General features: G+C 42.6%; 10 protein-coding genes. 2 read left to right on the top strand and 8 right to left on the bottom strand.

Going from position 1 to position 11,794, the window contains the following annotated elements; genetic code table 11:
- Positions 1 to 184: 184 nt before the first annotated feature.
- The 3 genes from A3O17_RS00450 to A3O17_RS00440 form a co-directional block, all read right to left on the bottom strand.
- Positions 185 to 877 (bottom strand): VIT1/CCC1 transporter family protein, encoded by a 693-nt coding sequence (locus tag A3O17_RS00450; protein ID WP_064208535.1) that lies wholly within the window; start codon positions 875 to 877, stop codon positions 185 to 187.
- A 17-nt stretch (positions 878 to 894) separates the two neighbouring features.
- Positions 895 to 1,563, bottom strand: coding sequence for a VIT1/CCC1 transporter family protein (locus tag A3O17_RS00445; protein WP_064208537.1), 669 nt, complete (start codon positions 1,561 to 1,563; stop codon positions 895 to 897).
- Positions 1,564 to 1,737: 174 nt separating this feature from the next.
- Entirely contained in the window at positions 1,738 to 3,678 is a 1,941-nt protein-coding gene (locus A3O17_RS00440; protein ID WP_064212492.1) for a glucose PTS transporter subunit IIA, read from the bottom strand.
- Positions 3,679 to 3,881: 203 nt separating this feature from the next.
- On the opposite strand from A3O17_RS00440, the gene treR reads away from it, so the two are divergent.
- Complete coding sequence (treR, locus tag A3O17_RS00435) at positions 3,882 to 4,604, top strand: trehalose operon repressor (RefSeq protein ID WP_064212493.1); 723 nt, start codon at positions 3,882 to 3,884, stop codon at positions 4,602 to 4,604.
- Positions 4,605 to 4,618: 14 nt separating this feature from the next.
- Positions 4,619 to 6,286: an alpha,alpha-phosphotrehalase gene (treC, locus tag A3O17_RS00430; protein WP_064212494.1), complete on the top strand. Its 1,668-nt coding sequence runs from the start codon at positions 4,619 to 4,621 to the stop codon at positions 6,284 to 6,286.
- Between the two features lie 45 nt (positions 6,287 to 6,331).
- Here treC and A3O17_RS00425 read toward each other — a convergent pair whose 3' ends face one another.
- From A3O17_RS00425 to A3O17_RS00405, 5 genes are all read right to left on the bottom strand, one after another.
- Positions 6,332 to 7,384, bottom strand: coding sequence for an ATP-binding protein (locus A3O17_RS00425; protein WP_064212495.1), 1,053 nt, complete (start codon positions 7,382 to 7,384; stop codon positions 6,332 to 6,334).
- Positions 7,385 to 7,532: 148 nt separating this feature from the next.
- The gene (locus tag A3O17_RS00420; RefSeq protein ID WP_155728895.1) at positions 7,533 to 8,447 is read right to left on the bottom strand and encodes a phosphate/phosphite/phosphonate ABC transporter substrate-binding protein; all 915 of its coding nucleotides are present in this window, start codon (positions 8,445 to 8,447) and stop codon (positions 7,533 to 7,535) included.
- 152 nt (positions 8,448 to 8,599) lie between these two features.
- Positions 8,600 to 9,253: an Lreu_0056 family protein gene (locus tag A3O17_RS00415; RefSeq protein ID WP_064212497.1), complete on the bottom strand. Its 654-nt coding sequence runs from the start codon at positions 9,251 to 9,253 to the stop codon at positions 8,600 to 8,602.
- 73 nt (positions 9,254 to 9,326) lie between these two features.
- On the bottom strand, positions 9,327 to 10,265 hold the full coding sequence (locus tag A3O17_RS00410) for a zinc ribbon domain-containing protein (protein ID WP_064212498.1): 939 nt from the start codon (positions 10,263 to 10,265) through the stop codon (positions 9,327 to 9,329).
- Positions 10,266 to 10,280: 15 nt separating this feature from the next.
- Positions 10,281 to 11,699 (bottom strand): zinc ribbon domain-containing protein, encoded by a 1,419-nt coding sequence (locus A3O17_RS00405; protein WP_064212499.1) that lies wholly within the window; start codon positions 11,697 to 11,699, stop codon positions 10,281 to 10,283.
- Between the last annotated feature and the right edge of the window lie 95 nt (positions 11,700 to 11,794).

Raw genomic sequence — 11,794 nt, 5'->3', positions numbered from 1 at the left:
CCTAATTTGCAGTTATTCTGCCACTTGTTACCAATATTTAGTTGGAATTTCTGGTCGGTCCCACTTCGAAAATCCTGGTTCCTTTCAGCGCTTGAAACCTCTCTGTTATTGGATTTTCTACTTCAACCCGGTCATTGAAATTGTTACTTTCATTTTAAACGTTATTCAAATCCCTGTAAAGCGTCTAAATCATTAATCCTAACGTGTAGTGAATGATCATCGTAATGATCCCGACGATCAAGTTCCGCTTAATCGCCACTTTAACCAATCCGTTTCCAAGCTTGGCACTTAGATAACCGGTCAATGAAACGGAAACGCAAACGGCCAAGATCGTGATCGGCCACATCCATTTTACCGGACTAAAAGTCATCGCCGCTAACGGGAAGATTCCGCCAAGTGAAGCGGAAATTAATGACGAAAAAGCTGCATTCCACGGGTTCATGTACTCATTCAAAATCAATCCGTGCTTAACATCGACCACCGTTTCAAGCGGCTTTTTATTCAGCAAGTCTTCCGCAATGTCTTCGGCCGTTTCTTCGGAAACCCCTTTTTCCATGTAGTATTTCCGAACTGCGGCTAATTCACCTTCGCGGTCCTTTTTTAAAAGAGCCTGTTCTTCCTTAACCGTTACCTGTTCCATGTCGCGTTGGGTACTTACCGAAGCGTATTCGCCCGAAGCCATTGAAAAGGCACAGGCAAGCAAATCAGACAAGCCGGCAATAAAAATCGTAAACCGGTTCGACGTTGCAACCGCCACACTAAAAAGGACCCCGACAACCGTTAAAATTCCGTCGTTTGAGCCTAAAACCCCGGCCCGTAAAACATTCAAGCGTTCACCCATTGCTGAGCGTTGTTCATCTTTTTTCTTCTTTGTCATCGTCTAAGTCCTCCTTTCTAGTGTGCGAATAAATGACCAATTCCATATGTTACTAACATCGTAATGATCCCGGAAATCACATTCCGCACCGTTCCGTGAAGCTTATTAGCGTGATTCAACCAGGCAGCCGCCCAGCCGGTAATTGCCAACGCAATGATCACCGCGATAAACGTTGCGACAATCTTGATCGAATGCGGGAAAAATGAAATTGAGCACAACGGTAAGATCGAACCTAACGGGAATGAGATCATTGATGCGATTGCGGCCGCATACGGGCTGGTAAATTCATCGACGTCAAACCCATACCGTTCACGCACCATTGTTCGCAATGCATCCCGTTCCATCATTTCATGAACGGCCTTTTCAACCAATTCCGGCTTAATGCCCTTCTTCAAATACTTTTGTCTTACAAAATCATATTCACCATCGTAATCATCTTTAAGAGCTTGCTTTTCAGTCACAATCGCTTGCTTTTGCGAATCCTTTTCAGCACTGACCGAAACATATTCGCCCATCGCCATTGAAACCGTTCCGGCTAACATTCCGGCGATCCCGGAAATAAAAATCGCAAAGTTGCTTGTCGCCGCTCCGGCAACCCCGATAACGATTCCGGCAACTGACAAAATTCCATCGTTCGCTCCCATGACCGCTGCCCGTAGAATGTTAATTCGCTGGGCAAGCGACATTTTCTTTTTGGTTTTCAAAATGATCCTTCTCTCAATATTTCAAATTAATTTATATTTTACACAACATAAATTATCAATGTCAATGCAAATTAACACTTTTATTATAGTTGAATTACATAAAAAAATCTCAACCACTAACAAAGTGATTGAGATCTTATCGGTTAATTAATACTTTTATTTTGTTCCTGGGCGTTTCTTCTTTTCAACTTTCTTGCCCATTGACATGTTGTCGTTGTAGCCCCAGAACCATGTTACAAGGAATGAAACGATAATGGCGGCAATGCTTGAAAGCAAGAATGCGTAGAAACTTGTTAATTGGGTTGGATGGGCTGGATTGAAGAATGATGAGAATCCAATCAATGAACCCGTAAAGCCGTACATTGTTCCGTGCATCAAGCCAGTAATCAACCCACCAACGGCTGAACCGATCAAGCCAGAAACGAAAAGTTTCTTGTAACGTAAGTTGATCCCATAAATTGCAGGTTCTGTAACTCCGCAGAAGGCTGAAATGGCAGCTGCAAAGCCAAGTTCTTTCATGTTATCCTTTTTTGATTTGATTGCAACTGCTAAAACAGCAGCTCCTTGAGAAACCATTGTAACTGAAATAATTGCGTTCAAAGCACTTTGATGCGTTTGGGCAATTTGTTGGGCAACCAACGGCACAACGCCCCAGTGCAACCCGAAAATAACCAGTAATTGATAGAAACCACCGATAATCAAACCGCCGATCCAACCTGATGCTTGAACCAACCAGTTAACGAAGTCGGCAATTCCGTTCGCAGCTCCTTGAATAATTGGGCCAGTGATTACTAAGGTGATCGTTGAAACTACTAAAATCGTGATCAACGGATTGAAGATCATTTGCAGGTAACTTGGCAAGTGGTCTTTCAACCAGTCACCAACCTTCTTTGCCAACCATGCAGCAACGATCATCGGGAAAATTGAATACGTGTAGTTCAAGAATTGGAAGTGGAATCCGCCAATGGTAAACATTGTCTTGAAGGCTTTCCCCCAAGTAATGATTTGCGGATAAGTCAAGACACCCCCGATAACAGCGGCAACGATTGGATCACTACCGAGCCGTTTAGCAGCTGAATAACCAACTAAAATCGGCAGGAAGAAGAAGGCGGAGTCCGCCATCGCACTAACCGTCATGTACATCGTACTCTTTACGCTTAAGATCGCACCTAATTGAGGCAAAGTCAACAATGCCAAGATTCCTTTGATGATCCCAGATGCGGCGATAACGCCGATTACCGGACTCATTGACCCGGTAATAAAGCCGATCAAATTACCAAAGGCCCGGCTGATTGGGTTCTTTCCGTCATTTTCTGCCGGTTGAGCAGCGGCTGCGTCTTCATCCAACGGTCCTAATTGCTTCATTACCGCATCAAAAACGTTCATCACTTCATTCCCGATGACAACTTGATACTGGCCTGAAGCCTTCATCACATCGATTACGCCATCGGTATTCTTCAATGCTTCAGTGTCTGCTTTGCTTTCGTCCTTTAAGTAGAACCGCAACCGGGTAATACAGTGGATCAAGTTATTCACGTTTTCCTTCCCGCCAACTAACTTGATGATCGTCGTTGCTAAGGCATCGTAATCCCGTTTGCCCTTTTTCTTTTTGCCGACACCTTTCAAGTGTGCATCAACGGCTGGTTCGCCGGCTTGAATTTCGCCTTCATCTAATGAAAGACTTTCAAGTTTATCAGCTGAGTTCGTTACGATCACCATGATCGTCTTGGCAAGTTTGTGAGCTTCAATTTCTTTTAAGTTCATCGTTGCAATCGGTTGCCCCGCTTTAACCGTTGAACCTTGTTCGCAATGAACCGTAAATGGAGTTCCTTTCAGATTGACCGTATCGATTCCCATGTGGATCAAAATTTCAAGCCCATCCGTAGTTTGAATTCCAATTGCGTGCTTGGTGTCAGCCAACATCATGACCGTTCCGCTAACCGGAGCAACAACTTCGATTTCACCTTCAGCTGATGGTTCAAGGCCGAATCCTTGGCCCATTGTTCCTGCTGAAAAAACTTCATCCTTTGTTTCGCATAATGGTAAGACCTTCCCCGTTGCCGGTGCAAGGATCTCAATATCTGTTCTCTTTGCCATTGCGGCTCCTCCTCAATTTTTTGAAAGCACTTTCTTTTAATTTCTGTCATTATTTTATATCCTGTATAGACAAGTTGTCAACATCTTTTTTAATCGCTTTCAAAATTATTTTAACAACGTTATTATCTTTTCCTAATTTGCCTGACCATACATTCTATGGTTAAATAGAACTTGAACTTAAATCAATGAAAGAAGGGACGTTCATGAGCAAACAAGACATGATTGCCCAGGATCTTGCTGAAAAAATCCATCATGGATTGTATTGTCCGGGAGACTATCTGCCAAGCGAGCATCAGCTTACCGACCTGTACGGAACTTCGCGTGAGACGATCCGCAGTGCCCTTTCCCAGTTAAATGATCTGGGGCTGATCCAAAAGATCAAAGGGAAAGGATCGATCGTCCTTGATTATCAAAAATTCACTTTCCCGGTATCCGGAATTACCAGTTTCCAAGAACTTAATCAAAAACTGGGAATGCATGCGGTCACGACGGTTCTTAAAAACGAACGCCGCAATTCAATTCCGCAATACTTTGTGAACCGGGGCGTTGATGCCAATCAACCTACCATCTATATCGAACGGCTCAGAACGATCGACCATGAACCGGTTGTAATTGACCGTGACTTTTTGCTGACCCCGCCGATTGACGAAATTCCGCAAAAGGTTGCTGAAAATTCGTTATATGATTATATTGAAGGTGAATTGGGACTGGATATTTCCTACGCTTCAAAGGAAATTACCGTTGAAAAGGCCGATGACGAAGTTGCTGCGCAACTGAAACTGACCGGCGATCAACTTGTCGTCGTTGTCCGCAGCTTATCATTTTTAAATGACACGACCCTTTTTCAGTTGACCGAATCTTACCACCGGCCTGACAAATTTAAATTCAGCGACTTTGCCCGGCGACAGAAAATCAAATTAAAATAGAAAGGACTTGTCCCATGAATTTAGGAAAAAAAGTTATTTATCAAATTTATCCGAAATCTTTTTATGATAGTAACGGCGATGGGATTGGAGATTTAAGAGGAATTATCGAAAAAATCCCCTACATTGCTAAACTCAACATTGATATGATCTGGTTCAACCCGTTCTTCGTTTCACCGCAACACGATAACGGCTATGACATCGCTAACTACCGTGAAATCGATCCAAGCTTTGGAACGATGGCGGACTTCGAAGAACTGGTTGCGAAGTTAAAGGAAATCAACGTCGACGTGATGCTGGACATGGTTTTCAATCACTGTTCGACTGACCATGAATGGTTCCAAAAAGCCCTGGCCGGCGATGAAAAGTACATGAGGTACTTCTACATCCGTCCGGCTAAGCCGAATGGCGATCTTCCGACAAACTGGGAATCAAAATTCGGCGGTCCTGCCTGGGCAAAATTCGGTGACACTGATCTGTACTATCTTCACCTGTTTGATCCATCTCAAGCCGATCTTGACTGGCATAATCCAGATGTTCGCCAAGAGGCCGTTGACATCGTCAATTTCTGGCGGGCAAAAGGGGTTAAAGGCTTCCGTTTTGATGTATTGAACGTTACTGGAAAAGATGAAGTTTTAGTCGATTCCGATGGCAACATCGACCACGAAAAAGCCCTCTACACTGATACCCCAGTCGTTAAGGACTACATCAAACAACTCAACCGTGAAAGTTTTGGCCAGGATCCAGATGCCGTAACCGTTGGCGAAATGTCATCCACAACGATCACAAAATCAATTGAATACACGAAACCGGATGACCATGAACTTTCAATGGTCTTTGCCTTCCATCACTTGAAAGTCGACTATGAAAACGGCGAAAAATGGAGCAAAGTTCCGTTTGACTTTATGAAGCTCAAACACATTTTAAACGAGTGGCAAGCTGGAATCGACCGCGGTAACGGCTGGCAGGCCCTTTTCTGGAATAACCACGATCAGCCATGGGCCCTGAACCGGTTCGGCGATCCGATCAACTACCGTGAAAAATCGGCTGAAATGCTCGCAACGTCCATCCACCTGTTGCGCGGAACGCCATATATTTACATGGGTGAAGAACTTGGAATGATCGATCCGCATTACTACTCGATCCACAACTACGTTGACGTCGAAGCGCTGAACGCTTATCAGGAAATGATGGATAGCGGGATGAGTGCTCACGATGCCTTTGAAATCGTGAAGACCAAGGCGCGTGATAATTCACGGGTTCCAATGCATTGGGACGACAGCCAAAATGCCGGCTTTAGCACCGGAAAGCCATGGTTGAAGCCGACTGATCAGGATCGAATCAACGTTCAAGCCGAACTTGATCATGGTGAAATCTTTAATTATTATCAACAGCTGATCAAACTCCGGAAGACGGAAGATTTGATTTCCGACGGTCATTTCAAGGCTGAACTGGAAGACCATCCGCAAGTCTTCGCTTACCGGCGTTACCTTGACGACAGTGATGAGCAGTTATTGGTTCTGAACAACTTCTACGGCTACGAACCATGGGCCGACATTCCAGCTGACCTGCAAAATAAAGAAGTTGAGGTCTTGATCGATAACTACGGCGAACCACGGAAGATGCAATTGAAAGATGCAATCCAGTTACAACCATACCAAGCAATTGCCTTTAAAATTAAATAATTAGATTCAAAAACGGTGTCGCATATTCGTGTGGCACCTTTTTTACTATATTCCTAAATAAAAAATTGAATCTGGATTCTGAACTGTTTCCAAATATTCATCGAAGAATGGCAGATTAAACTTTAATCTTCCCCGAATCTGCGGCGAAATCAAACACCGATCGATCAACCGTTTCCGGTACTGTGCAACGTAAACTTTACTTTTCTGCATTTGATTTACAATTTCCCCAAATTCAGCATTTTTTTGCATTGCAAGCAAAAACTCACAGTCCATATCAGAAAGGCCAAGGAAAATCTTTTGATATGCATTTTCAAACAGGCGATTTTTAAAATCATCCATTACGGCATTTAAATCATCAATTGCTGGGACTTGCCCCTGACATCTTTCAAAAAGCAAATATCCAAGTAACTGAAAAGCATATGAGTATCCCTCAACAGCTTGGGTCATCTTGCTCATGACCGGCATCTCGCCATGAAAAGCCCTGCGGTACTCTTCAAGAATTTGAGCTGAACTTAATTCTCCCAAATAAATCTTTTCAGAGCGTAATAAAAAAGTCAGCTTATCGTCGTTTTGAATGTTAAGAATCAAATCTGGCAACCCCGTCATAATTACAAAAATCGGATAGTCCTGCTGTTTAAGCAAACTGAAATATTGAGCAAAGCTTCGAATAGTGGGCGTATTGATAACTTCATCGACTGCAATTACAACATACTTTCCTTGTTTTTTAACTTTCTTCAGTAAGCTTTCTAACCGCTCCTCATTACTCATCTCAGTTAGTGATGTTTTTACTGAAACTCCAGCCGACACTGAATCAATCGCCCCATGAATTCGGTGAACAGCATTGGCAAGCTTTGAACATAAGGTATCGACCATATCTTCTTTATTGATCAAATTAATTGCATAACAGTTTTTGTCTTCTGCAAATTTCTTCATTACCTTGCTCATAAATGAAGTTTTGCCAGCCCCACGCACGCCAGTTACAAAGAATGAGCGTGCAAAATCGCTATCCTGAATCAATTCAACTAACTTCTCACTTTCACCATCATCAATAAAAAGTTGAGGAACATCCCCAAATGTTGGGTTAAATGGATTACGCATAATTCTCCTTTCATTTTTAAACTCTTTTAAACTTCGATTTTACTTTTAAACTCTTTTAAACTTACAAATTAATTTTAAACTCCTTTAAACTCCAATTCAACTGATAACAAAAAGACTGCGCCATAACGCAGTCTTCTTCGAATTAAAACTATTTACTTTGATTAATCTTTTGCATAATCTTCGCATATTCGCGAACCTTGTTAAAGTCGCTGTTATTTGCCTTCACATAACCTTGTTGTTGGTAAACTTCCTGAATGATCTTGTGACCTTGCTTTGATTTAGCAACCGTTTGGAAAGCATTGATCAATTTCTTTTGGAATGCAGGACTCATATTGCCGCGAACTGAAACCGTATCGTCTGGAATTGCCGGCGTCGTGTAAAGCGGAACAACCTTTTGCATAACATCCGGAGCATCCTTCTTCACAATGTTCCGGGCACCTTGGAAGACAAAGCAGGCATCGGCACTACCATTGTAAACGGCCATAACTCCTTGGTCGTGGCCCTTAACTTGAACAGTTTGAATGTGATCCTTGTAAATGTTGATACCGTGCTTGTAAAGGGCAACTACCGGCCAAATCCAACCAGCCGTTGAAGTTGAAGATTGAACCGCAATCTTCTTTCCGCGTAAATCTTTCAACGACTTAATCCCGCTGCCCTTCCGCACTAAAATCTGAGCATGGAAATCTTTAACCAAGTGGTGAGTCATTTGATCATCCGGTTCCTTGTATGCGTACCGGGTCGATTGTAAGATGACCTTAACGCCGTACTTTTGGTGAGCTAAAACATAACCTTCAGGCGGCAAGAACGCACAGTCGACTTTGCCGGAACCCATTCCTTCGATCATCGTGTCGTCATTGGTTGCAACAACGACCTTGACCGGAATCCCTAATTGCTTGGAAAGCAACTTTCCGAATGGTTGTGCCTTTGATTCCATCGTTTCTGCATTCGATGATGGATCAAACGCAATTACCAACTTCTTTGGCGTATACTCCTTTGAATTCGTGGTTGAAGCATGGACGTTGCCGTCAATTAATAAGACTAACACAATTGCAGCAACTGACATGATTATCTTTTTGATGGATTTTATTAAGAATTACTCCCTTTCTATTTACTATAAAGGAGTATAACACAAAATATTAAGAATGAACTTTAAAATATAGTTCGGATTTTATGTGAATAAAAAATAATCCCCGCAAAAAGCGAGGATTAATTCCATTAATTTTGGCTTTGATATACATCTTGATTTACTGATGCCCAACTCTTTAGCTGACTAGCATCGTTGTTAACTTCATCTTTTTGACCTTGGCTTTGATAGTAGTCTTGCAAAAGATTGTGATAAGATACCGTTCTTGTTGTATAGCCTGCATCCGCTACACATTGGCTCCCATGCGGCTCAACATCTTTGATCGTAACCGTATCTCCATCTTTTTTGTAGTAAATATAACTTGTTGGATCCCCGTTTGCTGATACAAAATCATACCCGGCAACCTCATCACCGCCAACTACTAATTTAGGATTATTTGTTCCGTAATACATCGTCCCGTCTTTTAAATACTCCTTAAACCAGTCAGGATTCTGTAAAAACGCCACCATCGTTCCTAATTGTTGCGGTGTAACCTGCGGATCATTTTCCGCTTGCTTGTTTGGAGTCGTCGTTGACGAGGCGGTTGCAACACCGCTTTCAACTGAATCTGAATCGCTTGTTTGAGTATCTGATTCAGTCTTGCTTTCATTTGCGGTATCCTTCTTTACTTTCTGTTCTGTCTTGGGTGCCGCTGTCTTTTGCGGAACCTTATTCTGATTTCCGCAACCAGCTAAAGTTAATGCCCCAAGGCAGATAATTCCTAAGCTTAAAATTGTTTTTTTCATGAATTATTTCTCCTGTTCTAAAAAAGAACTCCAGCCTTCGCCGAAGTTCCTTCATTTATCCCAAATTAATATCCTAATTCCCTAATCCGCCAGTTAATGACTTAAATGCAATGTCAACGGCTGTGCCGCAAATTGCGCAGAGAATGCCAAGTGCAATTAAGATAATGATGGCAACAAAGACTGCCCCGTAAAGGCGGTCAAGGCGTTGGCTTCCTTGCCGGGTAACGATTACCATTGTCATTCCTAAAACATAAAGGAAGATCGATAAGATCAATACAAGGGCCATCATTGTGTAAGCTGACATCAAGCTGAATAAGAAGAACAAGAGGTTTGTAATCAAAATAACATTTGTGTAGTGCGCAAACCGGTTGATGAAATCAAAGAAGCTTTCCTTTTCTCTGAATACCCAGCAGTTGATGCCGTAAACGGCGCCTAAAACAGCAGCGTCTAAAAGCAACAAGACAATAAAGATTTCAAATGATGTTCCAAATGAATTGAAGTGGATCAAGTTACTATTGTTTTGTTGCTGGCCTAAAAGGGCTGCAAGGCCATTTGAGACGTTGTTTGCTTGTTGATTAAGGTATGCGACTGCCTTTTGAACCATTGTAAAGAATGATGCGCAGAACAAGAAAATTTCAATCGCAATTGAAACTACCCCAAACCACTTTGAAGTTGGAGCTTCAGTGTTGGTTGGATGAGCCCATGAACCAAGCAACCATTTCCAGTAGCTGGCAGCTGTTTGCTTTGCTTGTTCAGTATCGATCGAACGCCGAACTGGTTGTGCTTGAGCAGGTTGTTGTGCCTGTTGTGTTGGTTGTGCTTGAGTAGTTTGTTGCGTATTTTGATTTGCTTGTTGTTGGTTTTGATTTTCAACCGTTCCGTTTGGTTCAAACGTTTCAGTTGTTTGAGCTGATTCGTTGCTTACCGGAACGTTGCGTAAGTCTGCACCGCATTCTGTACAAAAATTCGTATCACTCGACATTTGTGCGCCGCACTTTGGACATTTCTTCATTTTCTTTCACCCTCATTAATTATTATCGTCACCTGAAACGGTGTTGTTTTGAATCATCTTACCCTTACCGATCGTATCAATCATATATGGTTGACCTTCGTCGTTCTTTTCGTAGTTTGGATTCTTTTCAAGGACACAGCCTGAATATTCCATGACTTGAGCAAGTTGACTGCCATCGCTGCGATCAAAGACATACTTAACATCGTAAACGACATCACTCTTACCATCGCCGCCTGGCATGATGCTCTTAACGGTAACATCCGTTGTGTATGAATCGTTGTTATCGTTCTTGTTAAAGCCGTCAAACATTTGTTTAACCTGCTTAAAGTCGCTGTTTCCTTCCTGGTTTTGATACAGGTCAGCGCCTTGATCAGAAGTTGCTGTACTTTGATCAAATGCTGCGGATAACAGTGATTGCGCATCTGATTCAGAAATTACCCCGGCAAATTTCGGTGACAAAGTCTTCGTGTCATCTTCAACCTGGTCATAAACGTTCATCTTCTTGGATGTGACCGTCTTGCCGTTAACGTTGGCTTGAACTTGTAATTCAAGGCCCTTTGTGATTGGGTAATCCTTAAATTCTAATTCGCCGTTGCCATCAAGTTTTCCGACACTCTTGCCATCAAGGAGAACCGTTGCCCCCGCAATGCTCTTAACCTTAAAAGTTGCCGTTGTGATCGTCATTTGTTCGTCATTGCTTTGACCCCAAATGTCATCGGCATCCTGGTTGGTTTGAAGATTCCGGCCGTTAACGTTGGCTTTAACTTGGAATGTGTGCGTTCCAGGGAAATATGGGCCAACATTCTTCGTGTATTCCCCATCGCTTCCGGTTGCTTTTCCAACATTTTTGCCATCGACGTAAACCGTTGATCCGGCATGGTTCGTTTCGACCTTAGCATAGGCTGCTGGAACATTTAATTTGTACTTGGGGAAGAATAACCAGTAGTGGCCGTCTTGAACAAGGGTAATTCCATGCAGACTTGCGCCGCTTTCAACATCTGAAACCAAAGAATTCAAGTCATCTTTGTTGTTTTCAAAGTATTCTTGAAGCGGTTTAACCGTGCTTGAAGTGATCTTCAAGTTCGGATCAGACGTGGTTACGATTCCTGTTGCATCTTTCTTGGTGCTTGACAAATCTTGGGCGATCCGGTCGATCTGATTGGTTTCTGAATAGTAATTATTGCCCCATACAAAGAATGCAATTAAAGCAACAATCACGACCCCGATTCCAATCAACCCTGCCTTTTGTTTCTTTGACATTGGTTTGCGTGGTTTCGGTGCTGGCCGACTGCGCCGTTGCGGCTGAACTTTGGGTTGGGCAGCGGGTTGCTTTACCGTTGATGCTGCTTCAGCAAACTGATAGCCGCATTTCCGACAAAACTTTTCGTTGCCTTGACGTTCAGTTCCACACTTGGGACAAAACTTCTTTGCCATAAAAAAGAACCCCCTAAAATAATTTTGCTAAATATATTCACCTAAGAGTGTACTCTTCATTCCAAATTAAATCAAAAAAAATTCATATTTAGTTC

The sequence above is a fragment of the Ligilactobacillus aviarius genome (genome assembly GCF_001654615.1).
GTDB classification, from domain to species: domain Bacteria; phylum Bacillota; class Bacilli; order Lactobacillales; family Lactobacillaceae; genus Ligilactobacillus; species Ligilactobacillus aviarius_B.
Note: the sequence above shows the minus strand (reverse complement) of the source record. Positions and strands in the feature narration are given on the sequence as shown.